Origin of the sequence: Paenibacillus sp. FSL W8-0426 (assembly GCF_037969725.1) — a bacterium.
Lineage (GTDB): Bacteria > Bacillota > Bacilli > Paenibacillales > Paenibacillaceae > Paenibacillus > Paenibacillus hubeiensis.
Map to the genome: position 1 here is coordinate 6156556 of NZ_CP150203.1, position 25191 is coordinate 6181746.

The window sequence follows — 25191 nt, forward strand, 5'->3', positions numbered from 1 at the left end:
CTCACTTAGGTTTCTTTCCGTTCATACTCGTTGCAGTTAGGTTTTAATCAATCCTCACTACATCGTCTTCCCCAATATACTCCCCTACTTGAACCTCAATTAAATGTAGATCTATCTTCCCTGGATTTTCGACAGTATGCTCATCTCCCACGCGAATGAATGTGGATTCATTTTTACGAAGCAGGGACTGTTCCCCGTTTACTGTAATTAAAGCCGTCCCGCTTACAACGATCCAATGCTCATTACGGTGGAAATGTTTTTGAACAGTGAGTTTTTTTCCCGGCCTCACTACTACTTTTTTTATCTTATAATTCGGTGAAATGTCTAGCTCAGTATGATTTCCCCACGGTCTGTAAGCAGTAACATGATTATCGCAAAGATTAGACTTTCTCTGCTTCAGTTCATGAACGATTTCCTTTACTTTTTGAGAAGATCCTTGCCTGGAAATCATTAATGCATCAGGCGTATCTACAATCATGAGGTCTTCCACATCGATTGTAGCGATCATCCTGTCATTTGACAGGACAAGATTACGTGAAGAATTGACACTAATATAATTGTTAGCCAAAGAATTGCCCGCCTCATCTTTGGGCAACTGCTCATACAATGCTTCGAAGCTGCCAAGATCTGACCATCCAATATCGGAAGAGACGACTTTTACGTTTGTGCTGTATTCCATAACCGCATAATCGACGCTGTTAGCAGGAATGGCCTCCATCTCTTCCTTGGATATACGAATGGTGTCGTAATGCACTCTCGCATTGTTGAAAGCAGAGAGTGTCCTATCATAGATTTCTTTAGCTGCCGACTCCAACTCCTTGAGGAATACCCCGGCTTTGAACAGAAACATTCCACTATTCCAATAAAAGTTTCCCGATTTCAAATACCTTTCAGCAGTTAATAAGTCCGGTTTTTCTTTAAACGAAATCACATTGTGGCCGTCAGCCTCTATGTACCCGTATCCTGTTTCAGGATAATTCGGGTGGACCCCGAAGGTTACCATGTATCCTTCGAGGGCCAGTTCCTTAGCTGTTTCTATGCAACGAGTATATTCATGCTGATTTTGAACAACATGATCAGACGGCGTAACCAACACCAACTCATCATCTCCCACAGCCAAACAAGCCAAAGCTATAGCCGGCGCGGTATTCCGGCCGACTGGCTCCAGGATAAATTTATCAGCTTTCATCTCCAACTCATTAAGGTGATCCAATGCCAGGAAATACTGTTCCTCATTAGATACAATAAATTTTTTATCACAAAGGAGGGCATTTCTCTCCACGGTCAGTTGAAATAAAGAGCGATCTCCGATCATCTTGTTAAATTGTTTAGGATACAAAGTTCGAGATAGCGGCCATAACCGGGTACCATTCCCCCCGCATAATACAACATTTATCATAATACTTGTATCTCCTAGTCTTTAAAATCGAGAGCAAGGATGCTTCTAGCAGCTTCTCGGGTAAAGTATTTTTCGATATATTGGACAGATTCCTCGAAATAGGAATTCCATACGGTCTCATCTTGATATAATTGAATGACAGAATCAGCAAACTGATGCGCATCTTCTGCTATTGTCATAACCGTCTCAGCCTCTTCCAACCCTTCAGAACCGATCGATGTTGTAACAATAGGAACTTGGTAGTATAGCGCTTCGACTACTTTCCCTTTAACGCCCGCCCCATAACGAAGAGGCACAATAACCAGTCTAGAACGATTATAATATCTCTCCAGTTCTTCGTCGGATACAAACCCCGTGACGATTACATCGTCTGCGGATTTTGCTTTTAAATCATCAGGGGGATTCGAACCCACAATATAAAGCTTCACATTTGGAATCTGTTTCTTGATCCTACCAAAGATCTCATCCAAAAACCATACGATTCCGTCATAGTTGGGAGTATGGTTAAATCCGCCAACGAATAATATATCTTTCCTCGCATCAAATCCCTCAACATGACTAGCGTTAGCATATGGTTGGTCATAAGGAAACAATGGGATATTTCTTACCGGTTTATCCGGAAATTCCTTTTGAAGCAAGGATTGTTCATATGAACCTACAACATGAATAACATCCGCATCATTAAACAGCGAGAACTCCGTTTTCTTCCATTCTTCCGAAGATTTGATAAGATGTATATTTCCCGTTAATTCAAAATTTCTCATTTCTCTAAGGAAGTGAAGGTCATGACCGAAATAAATAATTTTTGCTGAAGTAGATTTCTTAAATATTTCCATGTACTTAATAGAGATATGTGGACGATTAAGATAAACATAATCAATGTAAGAACCATTGTTTTTAATCCATTTGTTTATATTTTTCGCATAATGGTCCCCATATAGGACCTCTATTCCAAGTTCTTGTAGATTTGAGGTATAAGGCTCATGTCTGAAGAAGTTGTCACCAATAAAAATCACATGGAAACCCATTGAAACAAATAACTTCAAATAGAAATAAGTGGCCCGGCCACCTGCATCTTTGTCATAGTGAGGAACATAATGATCCACGACGACAATAGTTTTTCTGTTTCTGCTTCGATCTCTGGCCCAGAAGACGTGTTCGGCATTAGGAAAATGATCTTTGGATAATTCTTCTCCCCATTTTTCCATGAATTTCTCTTTATTGGAAACTTGATAACTCTTAATGCCGCTGTTAGTATCTGTTCCGTGAGAGATACCTTCAAAATGCACGATAACGGATTTGGGTTGCAATAAAACCTTATAGCCTAATCGTCTAACCTCAAATGCTAGGTCTGTATCCTCAAAATAAGCTGGTACGTACCTTTCATCGAATCCCCCGAGTTCCTGCCAGATTATGTGTCTAATCAAAATAGCAGCACCGGAAATATAATCTGCTTCTTTCACATAGTTGTATTCCGGCTTCTCCGGATCATCCAAACGGCCATAATTCCAACCGCTTGCATCATTCCAAATGATTCCACCAGCTTCCTGTAATCTACCATTCGGGTACACAAGTTTAGACCCTACCATACCAATCGAAGGATCAGACTCAATAAGTTCGACAAGAGTACTCAGCCAATCTGTTTGAACGTTCGTATCATTGTTCAGGAAAAATAGATATTTTCCACGCGCTGATTTGGCAGCATTATTACAATTAAGCAGGAAGCCTCTGTTTACCCCATCTCTTACTACGGTAATGTTTTCAGCATACTGAGCAATATTAACGGTTTCATCGGTAGACATATCATCTGCAATAATGACTTCGTAAGGCAGGTCCGATGTATTTTCCAATATAGAAGCAAGGCAGGAGTAAGTATAATTCCATTGATTGTAAACCGGAATAATAATAGATACCAAGGGTGCCTCATAATACTTAAACTTTAACTTTCCGTAGTTTGTTACATTATATAATTGCAGGTCAGATTGAGGTACAGTTTCTTCATGACGTTCGACATAGGAGTCAATTCTGTTCATTAGCCGCGCAGGCTCTTCAGAACCCAAGTATCGTTTAAACTTCTTTAAATTTCCTGTATTCAACTTGGAAAGCATCAACTTCGGGTTTTTCAAAGCCTTTTTGGCAAGTTTCAAGATTACTTTTCTTTTTGAATTATGAGGAATGATCTTATCTCTTGCCATATAATATTTACTTAAAATTCGCCATCCATGGGATGCATATATATTTTCTAATCTTCTTTCACGTTCAAGCAGCTCATTGATATGACCGTCTTTATTCTTTAGTGCTACAGATGCTTGCTCTTTAAAATCAGCCAATTCTTGTTCTAAATTACTCATTTCCTTTTCTTTGACTGCAAGCTTGGCTTCAGTTTCCAACCTTTTTTTGTTAAGTTCATCTATATCATGCTCTTTTGAAGAGATTTGCAAATTCAAAGAAGAAACCAGCTGGTCAGCTTCCTTCTGTATCTGTTCAGCTTCCTTCTGGATTTGTTCAATTTGTTCATGTAATGATCGCAACTTTTCATCTTTCACCTTAATCTCCGAAAGAATCTCTTCCAAGGAAGTTATGTGCTTCAATACTCTTTCAGCATTCTGGTACTCCCTTCCTTGTCCAAATACATATTGCTGGAAACCTTTCTCCATTTTTTCGAAGATTGGAATGTAATCAAAATTTATTCCGAAAAAGCGAAGAAACTCTTCTTTCTTAGCAAAGTGATTTAGATAGTCTGAGTATTTAGCATAAAACTCATTTACGCTTCTAAACAAAATAAATTCTACAGGTATCATGATTTCGAATACCCACTCATAATCAATTACAGTAAATTGTCCTTGATCAAACGTTAAATTATCAAAAGTGAGATCTACATTGGACAAGCTAAGACACATTACATTTGTGAAAGAAGGCGTTACCCCAAACACTTCATTAAACTTTGCTTCAGGTTCGAAATTTTCAATGAAATCAAGGGGTTGCTGAAGTACCATCATTTTGTATTGGTTCAAATAAGAAAATAGTTTTTCTTTGTTTTTCTCTGTTATTTCCTTAAATAGTAGGGAATCAAATCGAGGAGAACTAATATACTCGAATGTAATGTCATTTTCACCCAAATGGGGTTTCGCTAATTTAATATTGTTCATCACGGATTTTAATTTTGCATAATTTTCTTGAATGTTGCGTATATGAAAATAAGCCTCCTCAGTTAAGGCCTTTTTTTGCGCAAACACTCCCCCAGCCGCATCCGAATAAATAATAGTTGCTGTCTGGTATTGAGGTAACCGCTCCCTATTAAATTTAGAATATATAACTTTCATGAAACAATCCCCTCATTCTTTTGAAAATATCAGAAATGAGTTGGAAAAAAAAGGGAACATCTCATTCTGAATTATATTATCAAAGGTTATTTTCTCGTTAAACAAAAGTAATCGATCACGGTCAAAGTTTGGAGAAAGTTTAAGATCGCCCGGCTTGGGTAAATAATCATCCGAAAATATTTGAGACGGCAATTTATAATCCGGCATTGGATAATAAAATTCATTATTTGAAAATCCTGCTCCATTTAACAACTCTTCAATTTCTTTTTTGCCGAAGGTCCGTACATCGTCATTTCCCAAATAATGCTCAATACTATCAAACAAACGTCCTGTATGGTCTTCAAGAGCTCCAGCCCAATATTTCAATCCATATTTGTTTTCAATAGCCACAATAAGCGTGCCATCAGGAGCAAGCATTGACTTGGCCTTCTTCAAAAAATCCAGATATGGCGACGATCCTCCCCCAAATTTACCGGAGTACTCCAGAACTCCAATTAGTGTAATGTAATCGAATTTATGACTGAACTGCATATCTTCAAAATTGCCAACCAATACCTCTATATTCTCGCGATCCTCATGCCTTCTCGCAAGAATTTCCGCTCTTTTTTTGGAAAGCTCTACAGCAGTCACTTTACTTACCTTATTACTGAAAAGTCCGGTTAGTGCTCCACATCCTGCACCGATCTCCAATAAGGTAGCTGTCTCTTCAAATGGATACCATTCAAGCAGGTTGGCTCTAAGTGGAGATAAGTGGTACAAGATAGGCCAACTAGTGTTGGTTTTAAGAATGTGATGAAAAGACTTATGATTTTCAGTGATTTGGAGCAGTTCATCTTCTACCTCTCCATCACTATACAGGTCTTCCCCATTATAGTAATTTAAGTTGAGTTTCAAAGTTTATTCCCCTTTTCTATAACCGATCTAATTGTATTTTAGTATTTAAATCCGTTATTCCAACAATAGATTTCAATAATACAACTCTAAAAAAAATAACATCGTATAATCGGTGAAACACTACCAGTTCGTCATTTTCATAACCCGTACAACCGAACGATAAGGTATAAGTACCACCTTGTAGATTCAATTGATGCGAGAAAGAAACCACTACTTCATCACCCGACTTAAAATCACCCGTAAATTCTCCACTATACCACGTGTTCGTTCCAGCAATCTCCATACCTTTAATATCCTTAACAACAAAAGCAAAAATAGGATTGGATACAGTAGAGTGAAAGCGAACCCTGATTCTAAAGGTTGTCACTTCATCGCTCTGAAAAGAATGATTTAATTTATTTAACTGATCAAACATTCCGAAATCGATAATTTCAGCTCTCTTGTCACCATACTCCAAAAAGTCCGGATGAACATCCATTTCAAGTTTCCAGTTCGTACTGGTCTCCTTTATTCCAGCATTCATTTGATATTCAGGTTCAGAAGGAGTAGTAGTCGAAAAGCTTTTTGTAAGTATTCTTTTATAAACATCAACCATCTCTTTGGGAGAGCCCTGATCTATGAGTTCACCCTCATTAAGCAATATCGCGGTGTTACAGTATCGAATTACGCTATCCAGGGAGTGAGACACAAATAAGATCGTCTTTCCGTTTTCCTTGAACTCGTCAAATTTTCTGTAACATTTAGCCTGGAAATGAATATCTCCCACAGATAGGGCTTCATCAACGATTAATATATCTGGGTCAACATTAATGGCTACAGCGAATGCAAGTCGGGCAAACATGCCACTAGAGTATGACTTGACGGGTTGTGTAATAAATTCACCTATATCAGCAAAATTTAAAATATCCTCAATTCTCTCATCTACTTGCTCTTTAGAGAGGCCCATTATTGTTCCATTTAAATATATATTTTCTAAGCCCGTATACTCCGGATTAAATCCCGCTCCAAGTTCTAACAAGGCAGATATTTTCCCGTTTACTGTAACGCTTCCGCTACTAGGTGTAAGAACTCCCGTTATAATCTTTAGAAGCGTTGATTTCCCCGAACCGTTCTTTCCAATTATAGCCAGCGCATCTCCCTTTTTAAGTTCAAAAGATACCCGATTTAATGCATTGAAATCACGATGGTAACTATTTTTAAAAGGATTTAAGCTTTCTTTCAAACGATCGACAGGTTTCTCATATATTTTATAAGTCTTTGTTAAGCCCTCGACTTTAATTGCAATATCCGAATTCATCCTTGTCCATTCTCCTTATTAAAGTACGTCTGCAAAATGCGGACGAAGTTTCTTAAACATGATCCTGCCTATAATTAGTATCGCTATAGTACAGAGCCAGAAGTTGAGCGTTAACATCGGATGCTCCCAGAACCACTTCTTATAAATGAAAGTATCTCTGTAGCCCTGAATAATATAGAATGCAGGATTGATTTTCATAAGAAAAATATATTTTTGAGGGATAATGTCTACTGAATAAAATATAGGTGTTAGCCAAAATCCAAATTGAAGTACGGTCGATACAATTTGCCCCATGTCTTTAAAGAATATGATCAAAGACGACGTAATCCACGAAACACCCAAAACTAAGGCTGATATACAAAAAATATAGTATACGATCTGGATATTATATAAATCCGGGAAGTATCCGTAGATAGCAAACATCAAAAAAATGACTGCAACAAAGAACAGATGAACCCATAAAGCCGAATAGATCTTAATGATAGGTAAGAAACTTACTTTAAAGACGACTTTCTTTACTAAATAACTATTATCTATAATTGATGTAGTTGCACCCTGTATAGAATCGGAAATGAAGAACCACGGAATCATGGCTGAAATTAGCCATAGTATAAATGGAAAGTTGTCTATGGGTGTAGACTTAAATCCGACCTGAAAAACGAACCAAAAAATCACAATTTGAATCATTGGTTGGATAAAAGCCCACAGTACTCCTAAAAAAGATCCAACGTATCTTGTTTTAAAATCTTTCTTTGTCAGTTCAAAAATAAATCGATATTTCGCATTAAATTCTACATTCCTTTTAGAGAACATCCACATATGAACCTCATTTCTATAAATTTAACACAATCTAGGAAGTAGCGGTGATTACACGCCTATGCTAAAATAATGTCGTATCTACAAGCAAAGGAGACTCAAACCTTGTCGAATCCAGTATACGGGAAACCCAAGAAGACGTCGAGCAAACTCTCTACGAGTTCGGCTTCACCGCTTCTATGGACATTGACCATAGGGCTTATCTTATTTTTACTCTGGTCATCGTTTCAAGTTGCGTTATTTAATGGTCAAACTCTGCAATACGAAAGCCCCATTTATTGGGCATTAGCGATTACAATCCTCCTTTTCATCATCTGGGCTGTAGTCTACTACAAAAGCATAAAGCTGGAGACCCAGCGGGATTGGCTCAAGATCGCCGTCATTCTGCTGCCGCTTACCTATGTACTGTCACTGATTAGTGCCGCATCGCAATATTTGGCAGTCAACATGATCTTGATCCAATGCATCTACGCCATGCTGTTCGTCATGACCATGTATCTGTTTCAGAACAAACAAATCAATCATATCATACAATCTTCCTTAATAGGAATTGCATATATAATTGTCGGCTTTGGTTTGTTGAACTGGCTTGGTGCATTCAGCTTCGCAGGTAAGTTGGTTGGTTGGTTCTCTGCAGGCGTAGTCAATGGAGTATACAACCAGGCCATCTGGAACGATTCCAATGGTCCGCGGCTTGCTTCCGTATTCCAGTATCCGAATACATATGCAGCATTCCTGATGGCCTTTCTGTTCATAGGCATATTCAGCATGATTCGTTCCAAAAAAGCATATGTCCAGCTTCTGCACGGTTTCATGCTGGTGCCGGTGATTCTGTCGCTGCTGCTGACCCTTTCGCGGACAGGGCTCGTCATGATGCCGATCGTCTTTGTTATCCTTCTTCTGCTGCTCAGACCTGCAAAGCAGATTCTTTGGTTCATCCATCTTGCCATCGCGGGGATTGGCACGATTGCCATTTTGAATCCGGTCAATACGGCCGGGCTTGAGCTTCAGCAGACATTCACAAGCGCTCTTGCAGCCAAAGGCTGGGGTTACCTGATCGCGGCCTCGATTGTCGTTGCCGCGTTATGCTGGGCTGTTCAACGCTGGATTGCGCCGCGACTGGAAGGTAAACTTCATTCCTGGGCAGAACGCAAAGGTTCCAGCCTCTGGATCCCGCTGGGCTCCATTGTGCTCACTGCGATCCTAGCGGGGCTGCTTCTGGGCACCAGCGTACGCAACATCCTGCCGGACAGCATCAGCACCCGGCTGGAGAACATCAATTTCCAACAGCACAGTGTGCTGGAACGGATTACTTTTTACAAGGATGCCTCCAAACTGTTTGCCGATTACCCGATTATTGGTGCCGGTGGTGGGGCATGGGGATCCTTGTATGTAAAATACCAGAACAACCCTTACGTCAGTGCGCAGGCACATAACTTCTTCATGCAGTATCTGGTTGAAGTCGGATTGATAGGATTCCTTGTTTTTATGTCGTTTATACTTTACATCTTCTATCAATTCGTACGAAGTTATAACCGAAGAAACGAGGAAGAACGGGAATCACATTTTGTCTACTTCATTTTGACCATGTCGATTCTGGTGCTGAGCGTTCTCGATTTCAATATGAGTTATGTCTTGATCGGCATGCTCGTCTTCCTTGGACTTGGCGGGATGGCCGCTGCAATGGAACCTCGTTCGCTTGCACGATTCAAGCTCAGCGATTCCTCTGCACGGGGAAGCTATACCGTTATTGCCGGAATATCCGTTATTGTATTATTGATTGTGTCCGTGCGTTTCCTGCAGGCCAATCACTATGCTTATGAAGCAAAAGAAGTAGCCCAAACCAGTCAAGACTTTGGGGAAATTAAAGCACCGCTGGATAAAGACCTGTCGATTCGCGGTACGCATTCCGACTCGGTGTTATTACTGTCTTCCCTCTATCAGCAAGGGTTCCAGCAAACTCAGGATGATCAGTTCTACACCGCAGCCGTAGGCCTTCTTCAAAAAGGGCTTCAGTCCGAACCGTACAACAAAAGCATGGTAACCAGGCTGATCGAGCTGTACGAACTGAAGGGCGAGAATGAGCAAGCCTTTGCCCTGCAAAAGGAATACGCAGCCAACTATGTCTGGGACATGGCATGGTACGAGAAACTGATCAACCGTTCGTTTGATCTCGGGTACCAGGCTTTGGGACAAGGGGACGCTGCCAGCAAAGAAGCCTATTTCACCGCAGGCCTGAATGCTTATCAGCATGTGGTGGATGGTGTGGAACACCTGAAGACGCTGCCTGAAGGACAGCAGCAGGGTGAGCCGTTTGAGCTGACTCCAACGATGATCCTGAATGCAGGAAAAATAAAGTATATGACCAATGATGCAGCAGGTGCGGCTGCCATCCTGAAAAGTGGAATTGCAGAGGATTTATCCGATGCAACCAACCGCGAGATTGTGAGATGGTACCTCGGCGCCTTGAGTAAAACAGGGCAGCAGGATCAGGCATTATACGACAAATTCGTTGCGGATTCTCCTGACGAAGCTGAACAGATCAAGCGCATTGCCGAAATGAACTTCTAAATGACAAACAGCCCATGAATGGATATATACGTCCACTCATGGGCTGTTTGATCTAGCGCTCCGACTCCACCACTTCCCTCAAATATTTCAACAAATCCTCTCGCAGATCGTCATGCTGAAGCGCATAATGAATCGTCGTTTCGATAAAGCCAAGTTTCTCGCCGACGTCATGGCGAAGCCCCTCAAAATGATATGCCAGTATCTCTCTCCGCTCATTCAATCGGGACAATGCATCGGTTAGCTGAATTTCCCCTCCGACACCAGCAGACTGCTGTCCAAGAATCTCAAAGATATCAGGTGTCAAAATATAACGTCCCATAATGGCCAGGTTGGATGGCGACTGTTCCGTGCTCGGCTTCTCAATCAGGCGGCGCGCTCGGAACACGCGTTCATCGGTACGGGAGACGACTTCGCCGTCCACGATTCCGTATCTGGACACTTCGCTCCAATCGACGGGCTGCACGCCGACAATGGGTGATTGCAACTCGTCATACACCTCCATCATCTGCTGCAGACACGGCGTATTGGCTTCAACAATATCGTCCCCGAGAAGTACGGCAAACGGTTCGTCTCCAATAAATTTCCGTGCACACCAGATGGCATGTCCCAGTCCCTTGGGTTCCTTTTGCCGGATATAATGAATGTCCGCCATCTCGGATGGTTTGCGAACTTCGCTGAGCAGGTCCCACTTTTGTTTGTCAGCTAAATTCTGTTCCAGCTCGAAGGAGTAATCGAAGTGGTCTTCGATCGCACGTTTCCCCTTGCCAGTCACGATGATAATGTCTTCTATTCCAGAGGCGACGGCCTCCTCGATGATGTACTGAATCGTCGGCTTGTCAACGATCGGCAGCATTTCCTTTGGCATCGCTTTGGTGGCAGGCAGAAAACGTGTCCCCAGCCCAGCCGCAGGAATAATCGCTTTACGGATTTTCATGAAAATCATGGCCCCTTTTCAAAGTTCAAACAGTCGAAATATACGATGAATTCGAAGAGTAATCCAGTCAATACTGTACACTTCATTAACACAAAATGGCTAAGTGAACCCAAGTATACCATGGTTTTTTAGGCACTGTAACAACGATACACAAATTATATTGCTTCTCATGGTACCACGAAAAGGGCGATGCCGGAATTGCTCCACTGCATCACCCTCATGTCTTGTTACACCATCAACAGCTCCCGGATATCCTGCTCGGAAAGGGCGGTGGCCCCTCCGTCTCCCGGCTCAATCACTTCGGCGATCAGATCTTTTTTGCGCTGCTGCAGCTCCAGAATCTTCTCTTCGATCGTTCCTTCCGACACAAGGCGGATAACCTGCACAACCTGCTTTTGCCCCATCCGATGGGCACGTCCGATCGCCTGCTCCTCCACGGCGGGATTCCACCACAGATCGTATAAAATGACCGTATCCGCACCCGTGAGGTTGAGGCCAGTTCCGCCTGCCTTCAAGGAAATCAAAAACAAGTCGCCTTCTCCCTCGTTGAAACGTCGGCACATGTCCACCCGGTCTTTAGCAGGCGTTTGCCCATCGAGATAGAACAAGCCATGCCCCTGTGCAAGCAGCGTCTGGCGAATCATGGCGAGCATGCTCGCAAACTGGGAGAAAATCAGCATGCGCCTGCCTGAAGCCATGGCGTCCTCCACGATGTCCAGCAGTTGTTCCATTTTGCCCGACTCGCCCCGGTAGTCTTCCACAAACAGAGCCGGGTGGCAGCACAACTGGCGCAAGCGGGTAATGCCTGCCAAAATTTTGATACGATGCTGCTGGAAACCGCCTTCTTGCAAATCGCGGGACGTTTCGTCCTGCAGTTGGGACAGATAAGCCGCGTACAGCTTCTTCTGCTCCTGGTTCAACTCCGAACGATGCACCGTTTCGATGCGGTCCGGCAGTTCTTCGAGCACGTCTTTCTTCAGGCGGCGCATGATAAATGGACGAACCATGCGGGCGATGCGCTCTGCCTGAAGATCGCGGAAGCGGCGATAGCTGGGGAACAGTCCCGGGAATATGGCCTCGAAAATGGACCACAACTCGTCCAGCGAATTTTCGACCGGCGTTCCCGTCAGGGCAAACCGGCGCGGAGCCTGGATTTGCTTCACGGCCCGAGCCGTCTGGGAAGAGGAGTTTTTGATCGCCTGCGCCTCATCCAGGATGAGCGTATGGAACGCCCTGCCCAAATACGTATCCAGATCGCGGCGAAGCAGCGGATACGACGTAATGACGACGTCAGCATGCCCCATATCCGCCAGCATCGAGGCGCGTTCCTCCTTCTGCCCGGCCGCGACAAGCACGTTCAGATGGGGCGCAAAACGCGCAAATTCATGGGCCCAGTTATACGTTAGCGATGCCGGCGCAACGACGAGCACTGGAGGATGACTTGTGATTCCATGCAAATTTCCTAACTCGCGATTCAGTTCATCGCCGGAAGGGTTTCCGTGTGCCGAAGCACCCTCCTCGCCTCCATCCGCAACAGTTCCTTCAGCATGCCATAAAGCCTCCACCTCCGGATTGTACCCGGAATCCTGCCGTTTCTCAGCCTCCTCAGCCAACTCGGCCGTAATGTACGCGATGCTTTGCAGCGTTTTGCCAAGCCCCATGTCATCGGCCAAAATGCCGCCAAAGCGGTAAAACGCGAGCGTACGCAGCCACTGGTACCCGCTGGCCTGATAATCGCGCAGCACGGAGGACAGAGTGCCTGGCAGCGCGAAGTCCATCCGGTCCGGGTCGCGCAGATCGGCAAGGAAGCGCCGGATGGCACCGCCCCACTTCACATGGCCGGATACCTCGTCCCGGCCCGGAAGCTGCAAGGCCCGGACAGCCGGCAGCTGAATGTGGCTGCCGCGAATATCGCCAGGCTCCAACCCGAGCGAGTCCGCCACGCGGGCAAAGCTGTGCATGCCTTCATTTTCAAGCGAGATAAACGTGCCGTCACGCAAGCGCATATAGGCTTTCTTTTCAACGATGTTACGCATCAGCTCCTGAATCTCCAGTTCATCCAATCCGTCCATCTCGAAGGAAATTTCGAGCCAGTCCAACCCCTTGCCGAGATCGACCCGAACTTTCGGATGAATCTGTGCGGCGGGCATCATCGCTTTGACTGCGTTCGGCACATAAACATCGGCGTATTTTTCGAGTTCAGGCACCAGGATATACAGGACGTTATAAATGGCATCCTCCTGCTCGCTCACCCAGACGCTGCCCTCCCGCTCAAGCAAAGACGCATCCAACGCGTCGATCAAATGCTGCTCACGGCGGCGGTCACGGATCAGAATCACTTTTTCTTCCTCTTCTTCGATCAAATATTCCGCGAGTGGATTGATGACCATCACTTCGTAATCGAATTCGAGGCGGGCCGTAATCCGTTCCCGATAGAAATCAAGGTACAGCTTCGGCGTGAGCGTCGGCTCCACGATCTGTTCCCGAACTTTGGCATCGATGGAAAGATGGCCGAGCATCCGTAATTCAGGCACCACATGCTGCACGAACTCGTTCACCTGATGTTCCGAGATATCAATGCTCTCCTTGATGCCGTAGGACGTAAGTGCACCCACCAAATCTTCCAGACTTCGCATCTGTGTCGGACCCAGCATGTGCAGCTCGCCTTCTACGACTGCGGCACCGTATGCCGGAAGAAGCAATACCTCGCGCAATCCCGACACTTCAAGCTGATACCCTTCCTGCTTGCCTTCGGCGATCCGATAGTACAAGGGCAGCACCCCCTGTCCCAGCGCAAGCGGACCGTTCACGAATCCGGTCCCTTCCATTCGGCTGTCCGCCTGGAGTAACAGATCGAGCAGCGGTTTCCATACCAGCGGCGCAATCAGGATGTCCCGGCTATCCGAAGCACCAAGGTAACCCGATATCGATTCCCGGTAAGCTTCTTCGCTGTGGCGCATGCGAATCAGCATCGATAGAATCTCTTGGTTGCGCGGACTGAAATAGTGACGGGACGGATCATAGGCAAAATGTTTGGTAAACAGCATCGATACACCCTTTTCGACGCTGTTCAGAAACTGCTTGACCTTTGGAACGACGTACAGACGTTTTTCGCCTACCTTGAGTTCCAGCGCCAGTTTGGCCTCTCCTTTGCGGACCTGTGCCAACTTGCAAATGAATTGGACCTGCAGTTCTTCCTGGAACGGGGAGCGCAGTTCCGGAGCTGCCATGCTTCGTTCCAATCCGTGCATGGGATTTCGTTCCCTCGCAAAGAGCGACAAAATTTCGTCCGCCGTACGATAGGAGGGTTTGTCTGCGGACCTCCCCCAGCCGGGCGCCGAGCTTGGACGGCCCGCCTGCGCCAATGAAGAAGGAAGAGATGCATGGGGGCGCTCCCATGCGTTTTCCTCTACCAAAGTCCCCATGCGGGATGAGCCTTCTCCTCCTGCCTTCGAAGATGAAGTTCCTGCAGAAACGCCAACCGAAGTCGCCGGCCGCTCACTGTGCGCATCGCTTTCCCCCCGGGTCTTCTGGGCGGCAGGTTTTGCCTGTTCCCAGCGCTCGTGAATGGTCAAGAGGACGGCGGCCACGTGCTTGCAATAGTCGTAATACGTCCCGTAGGCAGGACAATCGCAAAACGCCTCGATCTCTCCCGCCTCGTCTAGATCGATCTTCACCTTGTATCGCTTGGTTCCTCGCACGATCGCGTCATAATGCTGCTCATCCTCGCTAACAACTAGATTGGTCACACGTCCTGACTTATGGTAGTCATCCCCTCGTTTAAATGCCGTGACACCGCACAGCAATTTGATGTCCATCATTGAGAATGGCGCCACGTATCCCCCTCCTCCTTGCAAATCAATCTCCATACTCCGCCAGCAACGTATTATCAACAGATTCGTTCGTCTGTTCGTTATCGGCCGCCCGCGTTTCTTGAATGTTTCTATTGGCGGGTCCTCTACCCGCTCCGTTTATGAAAAAGACCCCAAGAGCTCCTTCAAGCAGAGATTGGGGTCCGTTCTTCGTTCTTCGTTCCTCGTTCTTCATTCATGCATGGCGCTGTTTTTGTTATTTCACCAGCTGACCGCGGGTAACGCCAAGCTGGTTGGTCGCTTTCAGCGTTTTCCATACTTGCGTGCCGCTAATTTCGCCGCGCAATGCACGGTTGTACAGATCGATAACCTCACGCACCTGCTCCGGCGTTTCTTCCAGGAACTCCACGCGGTAACGGGACACGCCCAGATCCATGAAGTTGGTCAGGTATTCTGCGCCGGACTGCTCTACCGCATTGTACACCGTGTTGCGGCAGCCTTCGTCCACACGCACCGGGTGGGACATGCCAATCCGGTCCTGTAAGGAAGCGCGATGCTCTTCGCAAGGACGACCGCAGTTCGTGTAGTCCGTGCCTTCGCTCATAAATGTGCAGTACACGCAGTGCTCTGTGTGGAACATCGGCAAATGCTGGTGAATGACCACTTCGGTGCGGTCCGTACGTGCGCGTCGGAGCAGGTCCACCATTTGTTGAATGTTCAGGTCGTAAGATGGCGTCACCCAGTCGCAGCCTGCTTCCAGGAACAATTCAACCGCTTTGTGATTGGCGATGTTCAGGGAGAAGTCGCCGATCAGCTGCGGATGCTTCGCATCCGGGTTCTCCATCCGGTGGCGCAGGTAGTAGTAGAGCGCTCCGGTGTTGCGCACCAGCACGGCATCCGGCTGCAAGCGCAAAATGTTGGCATGGTAGCCGTTCTCGCCAGGCATATGGATGCGCGGCGTCGCCAGCGCGATTTTGCGGCCTGCGGCACGCACGGCCTCCACCGCTGCCGGGAACTGCTTGATGAACTCGAAGTCGGCGTAGATCATGCCGACGCCGGCCTCGAGCGCTGCCTCCACTTGCGGCAGGCTGCGGCACAGCGCGGTCAGCTCGGCTTGACCGCGCGCCACCGGCGTTGCGGGCACGGCCGCATCGCCGTACACGTCCACCGCCCGTTTCACGTAGACGGGCGGTTTCGGGCGCTCGCCCGCGAGCTGTTCTACCGCCTGACGGCGAATGTTGTTCAGCTCGCGCATCGGGATGATGACGTCACCGTGCAGGTTGACGTCCAGCTCTTCCAGCTGGAACACGGTACCGCCGAGACGGCCAAACTGCTCTTCGAGCAGCTCATGCGTCATCGGGCGCTTCTGCGCGATGTCCAGCTCCATCTCCGAATCGACGCGCACCGTCGTGCCTTTCTGCACGTCGGTCCACCATGTGCTGAGCGGCTGCCCCGGGCTGCCGATGACTTTGACGTGTACCGGGAAGACGCGGTAAGGTTTGTCGGTCTCGAAGGTCTGGCGCAGACGTTTGTCCAGCGCAGGGTCATTCGTTTTCCATACCTTGTCGCCCACTTTCACGCGACGCAGGTCGACGTCGCTGCGGCCGGGCACGATGTCCACGATCCAGCCCTCTTGGCCTTCGCCTTCGAGTTTGACGCCTTTGCGGCGAACGTCGTAGACGCGTCCACCCTCTTCTTTTTTCGTCGGGTCGCCGGCATCGAACACAATGCCGTCCCCACGTTTAACGGGTGCATCCAATTTGACGACGACGCCGTCGCGCAGCACTTGATCCACACGCCCCAGATAGACGCCGCGGCTTTTCGGGAACGTGCCGTCCACCAGTTTTTTGTTGTTCGTGCCTTCCAGGAAACCGTGCGTAAAACCGCGCGAGAAGCTCTGCTGCAGTTCGCGAACCTCTTCCTTGCTTGGACGGGTATCGTCGCCGTCGAAATAACGGTCGATCGCCTTGCGGTATTTGCTGACCACGTTTGCCACGTATTCCGGCGTTTTGAGGCGGCCTTCGATTTTGAAGGACGTCACGCCCGCTTCGATCAATTCCGGCATCAGGTCAATCGCGGCCAAATCCTTCGGCGACAGAAGATACGCCACATCGCCCATCGGTTTGTGTTCGCCATCCACCATTAAGTCATACGGCAAACGGCAAGCCTGAGCGCATTCTCCGCGGTTCGCCGAACGTCCGCCCCACATTTCCGAGGTCAGGCACTGTCCCGAATAGGAGACGCACAACGCGCCATGGACAAATACTTCCATCGGCAGTTTCGCCTGCTCACCGATCTTTTGGATCTGCTTCAAGTTATTTTCCCGGCCAAGCACAACTCGCTCCATGTCAAACGGCTTTGTGAACTCTACCGCTTCCGGCGACGTAATCGTCATTTGAGTGGAACCGTGAATCGGGAAGTCCGGCGAAATTTCGCGGATCAGCTTCACCAATCCCAAATCCTGCACGATGACCGCATCCACGCCTGCATCCACGCAAGCGTCGATCAGTTCCTTCGCGTCCTCCAGCTCATTTTCAAAAATCAATATGTTAAAGGTCAAAAAACCTTTCACGCCATAGCTGTGCAAAAACGCCATAATTTCCGGCAGCTCGTCCATGCGGAAATTGTTCGCGCGCGCACGCGCATTGAATTTTTCGACGCCGAAAAAAATCGCATCCGCTCCGTTGGCTACCGCCGAACGCATGCAATCCCAGTCCCCTGCAGGTGCCAGAAGCTCAACGTCCTCTCTTCGAATTGCTGTTGTTGTCATTGTTTCCTCCCCGTCACCGATCCTTGGATCGGATTTCTTGCCCAACCTTCCGTCTTGGCGACTCTTATATATCTATACATTATGACTGTATTGCCCGATATTCGGGTGCGCAGTCATCCATTTCCGGTCGATCAGCAGTCATAACTCCTGAACTAGTATAGTGTATCACTTCTGTCTTGCCACATCTACGTTTTCCTGAAAAATCCGTATATTGTTACTGCAAACTTTTCCATATCATTTCAACTGCAAATTGGTAGTCATCACATGTCCTCGTATATGAAAAAACGGAAGGTCCCATGGCCCTCCGCCTACGTATTCAGATCTGACGATCTCCATATTGTTTCTTCTATTATTTGATCAAAGTAAATGAGTTCACTGCTTTTTCCAGCGCCGCCACCTGCGCCTCCGTGCTGTTGGCATCGTTCAGAGCTGTTGTGATTGTGTACGTCATGCCGCCCTGTTCAAACACAATCTGCCGGCCGCTGTACGGGATGCCGTTCTCCACCTCATGGTATCGGAAGGAAAACGCCGGAATGCCCGCAAACGTCAGTTCCTCGCTGCCGAGCAGCTTGAAATTTTTGCGTGATTTGGCCGCTTCCGCGTAGGCTTCCCGCAGCTGGCTGACCGTCATCTCCACCGAGCTGTTCGCGTTTGCGGCGATGGAAAATTCGCCTCCCGTGAACGTGTACATGACCGGCGAATACTCGAACTGGTCACTGTATGGCGTCCAATAGCGCGGGATGTTCACGCTGTACTGGTATCGTTTGGACGTGCGCTTCACCGTTTTGCTTTTATCGATCAGGTATGGATCTTCATCCAGCTGCCCGAAATTGTCAGCCACCGTATCGAAATCGATCTGCATGCTGTCCATCACCCGTTCAAACCATTTCCGATTGGCTTCCTGAGCCTCGGGGAACGAGAACTCTGCATAATAACGGTAACCGTTCTTCTGCAGGAACACATCAAACTCCGTCTGCCAACCATCTCCGAAATTGTACCGGAACTCGCTGACCTCAGCCGTCTCGCCGGCAATGTTCATCGTATAGGAACGGACAGGTTCATAGCTTTCGCCCACGAACGTTTCGCGCATCCATTGATCCAACTGGCCGCTCCATTCCTTTACGGTTGTTCTTGGGGGAGCGGAGGTCACGCGCAGCTGCAGAAATGCCCCGTTTTTGTCCTGGTACGTCATCTGATTGTTGTCCATCGACCAGCCTGCCGGTACCTGGAGCTCAATGCCATAATCTTCATTCGCCGCGAAACGCATGCCATCTTCAACGGTAGACAAATCCTTGATGCTTTTGTCCGATGCCGGAAAAGAAAGCTGGAAGGAATTCAACAGCGATGCGCGTTTGCCCAAATCTTTGTAGTTCAGGGCCTCGGAGTCGGCCAGGTACACATCGTATTGGCGGCCTTCGCTGACATATTGCCGCATCTCCCAAAAGGTTCCGTCCGGATCCTTGCCAACGATGCGAGCGTACGGCGTTTCCCCCTTGGATACAGTCTGCCTGTCGAGCACCGTGCCACCGTTTATTTTCGCCTCTTGCACGAGCTGTTGCAGCATGTCATCCGGATCAAGGGCAACCTCCTGATCGCTGACGTATACCTCGAAGTAATAACTGCCATCCGTTGATCGGAACGACATCAATCGTTCCTGGTCCCCGCTCTGCAGGAACATCAGGTCTGCCGGGTAGTTGATGGACCAGCCGTAATAGCTGTTCCCCACCTTCGTTTTATTATCGTCCAGGGCAATGTCATCCTCGTCATCCGGATCTGCCGCTTCGCTCCATTGAGGCAATCGGATGACCAGTTCTCCCGAAGCGTTCGGTGCAAGCGTGGCTCCAATGCCTGCAGCTACGGGCCGCAAGGGCACCATTAACACCCCGTTGACCATCTTGGGAGCGGCGCCCATCTCTTTTTTTACCCCGTCTACCCAGGCAATGGTACTGCCCATCGTCAGCGTGACGGTATGCGCGCCTTCCTTGATTTTGATCACGTCGTCCTTTTCCAGCCGGATTTCGCTGCCGAACGCTTTTTTGAAAATCCCCACGGGAACCATGGTGACCCCATTCGTTTGATATGGCTTGATTATCGTTTGTTTGTTCCCATTGATATAAGCCCCTGTGCTGCCGGTTTTGATCCGCAGTTCACTGGTTATCATTTCCGCCGCGGATGCCCACTGGGGCATGGACACGCCTGCGGTTAATATGCCGGTCAATATCGCTGTGCCAAGTACATGCATAACATGCTTTTTCATTTCGTTTTTCTTCCTTTCGGGATTCGCTCTGTATCATGGGTGAACACACTAATCCTATTGTTCTTCGGCATACGCCTCATCGGAATCGGAATCCGGATCAAGCCCCACGTCGGCGAAATCGACCAATGCCAGCGTACGCGTAACGATATCTCCGTCCGACTGCATCAACAGCTTCACTTTTTGCCCCGGCAAATAGCCTTTCAACAGTTCGTTGATGTCCACCATCGACGTTATGCGTGTTCCCGCAACGCTGTATAACAGATCGCCTTCCTTGATTCTGGCTTTGCTCGCTTCGGGTGACAGCACACCCGTCACGGTCAACGGGTCGTCTGTCGGAAGCCCCACGATGGCGGACCAGCTCTCTTCGAGCTCAAGTCCCAGACTTGCCCGCTTCACTTCCCCGTATTTGAAAAAATGCTGGATCACATATTGGACCGTATCCACAGGGATGGAAAACCCCATGTTTTCAATGCCCACCTCGGCGAACTTCATGGAGTTGATACCCACCACCTCGCCTTTCAGATTGACCAAAGGCCCCCCGCTATTGCCCGGGTTGATGGCCGTGTCCGTCTGGATCAGGCGATACGTTTCCTGTACGCCGCGGTTCAGACCGCTGATTACGCCGACGCTCGCCGAATTTCGCAGGGAAAACGAAATCGGCGTGCCGATCGCGATGACCGTTTCCCCAACGACGGCTTGCGAAGCTTTGGCAAAGGTCGCAGGCTGAAGCGACTTGCCATTGATTTTGATCAATGCAATATCGCTTAACGGATCGCTGTAGCTCTCGGTGATCTTATATGTATTGCCATCTGTCGTAACGACGACCGGGTTGTCCAACCCGTCAATGACGTGAGCGTTCGTGACAATCCAGCCATTCGCGCGAATTATGACGCCTGTGCCATGGGCAAGATTGTAACGGTCCGCTGTTCCTGTGGTTCCTTCGGTGGATTTGCCGATAATGCCTACTACGGAAGGTGAAACTTTTTCGATGACCTTGGGGATGGCTTCATTCCCTTTATACTGGTACAATCCTGTCTGTGCATCGTATTGCCCGCTGCCTCCCAATGCCTTGACCAGATCAGCCGTGCTGACATATACCTGTCCGTCAATCACTTTTGCCTTCATGTTCGCCGCTGCCTGTGCCGGTCCGGGTGTCAACGCAACCCCGATGGACAACACTGCAGCCATGAACACGGCCATGCTTTTTTTCCCCAATGCTTTCATTCTCTCAACCTACCCTCTTTTAATAAAACAATCTGCACGCACACATGTCATCCTGGTGGATCCTACGATTCAAACGGAAGTTTCATATGGGTAAGTTCCAATGTAACATACAAAATATTCCTGCACAATTGACTATGGACCTGATTTCTCGCAGCAACATCTCAAGGCCGTCCAGAATCTATTAAAAATAAAAAAACACCCTCCATGGAAGTTGGAAAGTGTTTGATGATTCGGGTTCTCATGCTGTTATGTACTTGTCGGTCGCATCATTCATCAGGAACCGAACCAGCCGGTAATCATGGCATAATCGGTCATCAGAAACACCAACAGACTGACGACGGCAAATCCGATGGCAAACACGTTTTTCTTTGGAGCCCGTAGCAACCGAATCAACCCGATCAAGATGATGACGGTAAACAATAGAACAAAGATGTCAAACGCATTGAAATTCGATGTACTCGCCGTGGCGGCTTCTGCAAGCAGCATGGATAGACAGACCTCCTCACCATAGTTGAACATCCAACACATCCCTGAGTTCTTTCTCTATGTTATCCGTCCCCCGCTTGCAATGCAAGCACTTTCATCCAAAAATATGAAAAACAGGATAACGAAAACGGCCCCAAACCGGGAAAGGAAAGAACTCCACTCTCTACTGAAGAACGTGAATAATAAACCTCATTCCACAATCGATAAAGAGCAGTTCCCTTTCATAGGGGGCCGTAAATCGCAATCCAGCTAATTGTCATCCAAGGTCCTGAACCCTTGGACCGCCCTTGCACCAATGATGATGGGCTTGGGCTTCGAGCGATCCATTCGGATTATTGGGTGAGCTGCAGCGCTTTGCTTCGTTCCGTATCGCGCTCCAGAATCGGTTTCAGGTACTTGCCTGTATAGGATTCCTCTACTTTCACGATATCCTCCGGCGTTCCGGTCGCCACGATCGTTCCGCCGCCGCTGCCGCCTTCCGGCCCGAGGTCGATAATGTAATCGGCGGTCTTGATGACGTCCAGGTTATGCTCGATGACAAGCACCGATTCTCCCGAATCGACCAGACGGTGCAAGACGTTAAGCAACCGGTCGATATCGTCGACATGCAGCCCGGTTGTCGGCTCGTCCAGGATGTAAATCGTTTTGCCCGTGCTCCGGCGATACAGTTCGGAAGCCAGCTTCACGCGCTGCGCTTCGCCCCCGGAAAGCGTCGTTGCCGGCTGGCCCAGGTTGACATAGCCAAGACCTACGTCAAGCAGCGTTTGCAGCTTGCGATGAATCTTCGGAATGTTTTCGAAGAACCGGGTCGCATCCTCCACCGTCATGTCGAGCACATCGGCAATGCTTTTGTTTTTGTATTTGACTTCAAGGGTTTCCCGATTGTAGCGTTTGCCCTTGCAGACTTCGCACGGAACGTAAACGTCCGGCAGGAAGTGCATCTCGATCTTGATGATGCCGTCCCCGCGGCAAGCTTCGCAGCGCCCGCCCTTGATGTTGAAACTGAAGCGGCCTTTCTTGTATCCGCGTACCTTCGCTTCATTGGTTTGCGAGAACAGGTCGCGAATGTCGTCGAAGACGCCGGTATACGTTGCCGGATTGGAACGCGGCGTACGGCCGATCGGCGATTGGTCGATATCGATGACCTTGTCCACATGCTCAAGGCCGCGAATCTCTTTATATTGTCCGGGACGAACACGTGCCCGATTCAGGTCACGCGCCAGCGTTTTATATAAAATTTCGTTCACCAGCGTGGATTTACCCGATCCGGATACCCCCGTCACCGCAGTAAACACACCCACCGGAATTTTGACGTTCAGGTTTTTGAGGTTATTCTCCTTCGCCCCGCGTATTTCCAGCCAGCGATCTCCCACGCTGCGGCGCTCGTTGCGGATCGGAATGAACTTGCGGCCGCTCAAATACTGGCCTGTCAACGAGTTTTCATTGTTCATGATCTCTTCCGGCGTTCCCTGCGCCATAATGGTTCCGCCATGAATACCAGCTCCAGGTCCGATATCGATAATATAGTCGGCTGCCATCATGGTGTCCTCGTCGTGCTCGACAACGATAAGGGTATTACCGATGTCCCGCATATGCGCAAGCGTCGCAATCAGGCGGTCGTTATCCCGCTGATGCAGCCCGATGCTCGGCTCGTCCAAAATGTACAGCACGCCCATGAGACTTGAACCGATCTGCGTAGCCAAACGGATCCGCTGGGCCTCGCCGCCCGACAACGTTCCCGCGGCACGGCTCATGGTCAGATAGTCCAAACCAACGTTCACCAGGAAGCCGAGACGGCTGTTGATTTCCTTCAGGATCAGCCGCGCAATGGATTCTTCTTTTTCGCTCAGCTGCAGCGACTCAAAGAACCGGCCGGCCTCGCCGATGGACAATCCCGTGACGTAAGCCATATTGTGGTCGTTAATGGTCACTGCCAGACTCTCGCGCTTGAGGCGTTGTCCTTTGCAAGTACCGCATGGTTTCGCGCTCATGTACCCTTCAATGAATTCGCGAATGCCGTCGGATGCCGTTTCGCGGTAACGCCGCTCAAGATTGTTCACGATGCCCTCGAACGTCACCATCGCTTCCTTGCGTTGGCCAAAATCATTTTCGTACCGGAAACGAACTTTTTCCGAACCTGTTCCGTGCAGCAATTTGTTCATTTGCTCCGCAGGCAGCTCTTCGACAGGAACGTCCTGCGGAATGTTAAAGTGCTCACACACCGATCTGAGGAATTGGGGATAGTACGTCGAAGTACCTCCCGTCCAAGCATCAAAAGCGCCTTCTTCGATCGTTTTGCTCCGATCGGGAACGAGCAGATCGGGGTCCACGATCATTTTGACGCCCAAACCGTCGCAATCCGGACAAGCACCGAACGGGCTGTTGAAAGAAAACATTCGCGGTGCCAGCTCGTCCATGCTGAAGCCGCAGATCGGACAAGCAAAGGTCGAACTGAAGCGCAGCTCCTCCTGATCGATGATATCTACCAGCAGCTGCCCTCCCGACAGATTCAATGCGGTTTCGATCGAATCGGCCAGCCGTGCTTGTACTTCTTCCTTAATGACGATCCGGTCCACGACGACTTCGATCGTATGCTTTTTGTTTTTCTCCAGCTGGATGTCTTCGGACAAGTCACGCAGCTCGCCATCTACGCGTACGCGCACAAAACCCTGTTTAGCCACGTCCGAGAACACGCTTCTGTGTTCGCCCTTGCGCCCTGAAACGATCGGCGCCAAAATCTGCAACCGCGTCCGCTCCGGATATTGCATGATGCGATCCACCATTTGCTCAACGGTCTGGGAAGTGATCTCGACCCCGTGGTCCGGACAATGCGGATGCCCGATGCGCGCAAACAGCAAACGCAAGTAGTCATAGATTTCCGTTACGGTTCCCACCGTAGAACGAGGGTTGCGGCTCGTCGTTTTCTGATCGATGGAAATGGCCGGTGACAGCCCTTCAATCGAGTCCACATCCGGCTTCTCCATCTGGCCCAGAAACTGTCTGGCATACGCCGATAACGATTCCACGTAGCGCCGCTGTCCTTCGGCATATATCGTATCAAAGGCCAGCGAGGACTTGCCCGAACCACTCAGCCCCGTCAAAACGACAAATCGGTCACGCGGGATGGTTATGTCGATGTTTTTCAAATTGTGCGCTCGCGCGCCTTTAATGACAATATTCTCGCTCGCCAATGGTTATCCACCCTTTCAACAGTCAAAATCTTGCCAACCTTCCATCCTATTAACCTTTTAACCCATTTGTTTGTTAGTACCAGTATAGACTCGTTTCTGAAATTTCAACATGGCAATATGATCGGTTCTTATTGTATAAAGCCGAATCTACCAAGCCTTACTCAACAAGAGAACGGCCGTCCGGCCGTTCTCTTGTTGCAATCATTCTTCACCATTC

The 25191-nt window shown here is 48.4% G+C and carries 13 protein-coding genes; 1 reads left to right on the plus strand and 12 read right to left on the minus strand.

Annotated elements, in window-relative coordinates:
• Positions 1-43 precede the first annotated feature (43 nt).
• From MKY59_RS28040 to MKY59_RS28060, 5 genes are read right to left on the minus strand one after another with little or no spacing between them, the layout of a single operon-like run.
• Entirely contained in the window at positions 44-1399 is a 1356-nt protein-coding gene (locus tag MKY59_RS28040; protein WP_339274834.1) for a mannose-1-phosphate guanylyltransferase/mannose-6-phosphate isomerase, read from the minus strand.
• 14 nt (positions 1400-1413) lie between these two features.
• Positions 1414-4722, minus strand: a complete 3309-nt coding sequence (locus MKY59_RS28045) for a glycosyltransferase (RefSeq protein WP_339274835.1) — start codon at positions 4720-4722, stop codon at positions 1414-1416.
• A 12-nt stretch (positions 4723-4734) separates the two neighbouring features.
• On the minus strand, positions 4735-5616 hold the full coding sequence (locus MKY59_RS28050; protein ID WP_339274836.1) for a class I SAM-dependent methyltransferase: 882 nt from the start codon (positions 5614-5616) through the stop codon (positions 4735-4737).
• Positions 5617-5632: 16 nt separating this feature from the next.
• On the minus strand, positions 5633-6913 hold the full coding sequence (locus MKY59_RS28055) for an ABC transporter ATP-binding protein (protein WP_339274838.1): 1281 nt from the start codon (positions 6911-6913) through the stop codon (positions 5633-5635).
• Positions 6914-6931: 18 nt separating this feature from the next.
• Positions 6932-7732 (minus strand): ABC transporter permease, encoded by an 801-nt coding sequence (locus MKY59_RS28060; protein WP_339274840.1) that lies wholly within the window; start codon positions 7730-7732, stop codon positions 6932-6934.
• A 102-nt stretch (positions 7733-7834) separates the two neighbouring features.
• On the opposite strand from MKY59_RS28060, the gene MKY59_RS28065 reads away from it, so the two are divergent.
• Positions 7835-10300: an O-antigen ligase family protein gene (locus MKY59_RS28065; protein ID WP_339274842.1), complete on the plus strand. Its 2466-nt coding sequence runs from the start codon at positions 7835-7837 to the stop codon at positions 10298-10300.
• 52 nt (positions 10301-10352) lie between these two features.
• On the opposite strand, the gene galU is transcribed toward MKY59_RS28065, so the two are convergent.
• From galU to uvrA, 7 genes are all read right to left on the minus strand, one after another.
• On the minus strand, positions 10353-11234 hold the full coding sequence (galU, locus tag MKY59_RS28070) for a UTP--glucose-1-phosphate uridylyltransferase GalU (protein ID WP_339274844.1): 882 nt from the start codon (positions 11232-11234) through the stop codon (positions 10353-10355).
• Between the two features lie 227 nt (positions 11235-11461).
• Positions 11462-15070 carry a DEAD/DEAH box helicase gene (locus MKY59_RS28075; RefSeq protein ID WP_339274846.1) on the minus strand — a complete coding sequence of 1203 codons (3609 nt, stop codon included), beginning with the start codon at positions 15068-15070 and terminating at the stop codon, positions 11462-11464.
• Between the two features lie 232 nt (positions 15071-15302).
• A complete protein-coding gene (locus MKY59_RS28080; protein ID WP_236420875.1) occupies positions 15303-17816 on the minus strand; it encodes a U32 family peptidase in 2514 nt (837 codons plus the stop codon).
• Positions 17817-18165: 349 nt separating this feature from the next.
• Positions 18166-20073 carry a stalk domain-containing protein gene (locus MKY59_RS28085; RefSeq protein WP_339274849.1) on the minus strand — a complete coding sequence of 636 codons (1908 nt, stop codon included), beginning with the start codon at positions 20071-20073 and terminating at the stop codon, positions 18166-18168.
• Positions 20074-20127: 54 nt separating this feature from the next.
• Positions 20128-21297, minus strand: a complete 1170-nt coding sequence (locus MKY59_RS28090; RefSeq protein ID WP_339274851.1) for a trypsin-like peptidase domain-containing protein — start codon at positions 21295-21297, stop codon at positions 20128-20130.
• Between the two features lie 273 nt (positions 21298-21570).
• The gene (locus MKY59_RS28095) at positions 21571-21783 is read right to left on the minus strand and encodes a hypothetical protein (protein WP_236420878.1); all 213 of its coding nucleotides are present in this window, start codon (positions 21781-21783) and stop codon (positions 21571-21573) included.
• Between the two features lie 332 nt (positions 21784-22115).
• The gene (uvrA, locus tag MKY59_RS28100) at positions 22116-24974 is read right to left on the minus strand and encodes an excinuclease ABC subunit UvrA (protein ID WP_339274854.1); all 2859 of its coding nucleotides are present in this window, start codon (positions 24972-24974) and stop codon (positions 22116-22118) included.
• Positions 24975-25191: the final 217 nt, after the last annotated feature.

Bases quoted from the DNA above. Each gene is read 5' to 3' on its own strand.
- MKY59_RS28080 (WP_236420875.1), bottom strand. From the start codon at position 17,816: ATGACAACAACAGCAATTCGAAGAGAGGACGTTGAGCTTCTGGCACCT.
- MKY59_RS28055 (WP_339274838.1), bottom strand. From the start codon at position 6,913: ATGAATTCGGATATTGCAATTAAAGTCGAGGGCTTAACAAAGACTTAT.
- galU (WP_339274844.1), bottom strand. From the start codon at position 11,234: ATGAAAATCCGTAAAGCGATTATTCCTGCGGCTGGGCTGGGGACACGT.
- MKY59_RS28085 (WP_339274849.1), bottom strand. From the start codon at position 20,073: ATGAAAAAGCATGTTATGCATGTACTTGGCACAGCGATATTGACCGGC.
- MKY59_RS28090 (WP_339274851.1), bottom strand. From the start codon at position 21,297: ATGAAAGCATTGGGGAAAAAAAGCATGGCCGTGTTCATGGCTGCAGTG.
- MKY59_RS28060 (WP_339274840.1), bottom strand. From the start codon at position 7,732: ATGTGGATGTTCTCTAAAAGGAATGTAGAATTTAATGCGAAATATCGA.
- MKY59_RS28040 (WP_339274834.1), bottom strand. From the start codon at position 1,399: ATGATAAATGTTGTATTATGCGGGGGGAATGGTACCCGGTTATGGCCG.
- MKY59_RS28095 (WP_236420878.1), bottom strand. From the start codon at position 21,783: ATGCTGCTTGCAGAAGCCGCCACGGCGAGTACATCGAATTTCAATGCG.
- MKY59_RS28045 (WP_339274835.1), bottom strand. From the start codon at position 4,722: ATGAAAGTTATATATTCTAAATTTAATAGGGAGCGGTTACCTCAATAC.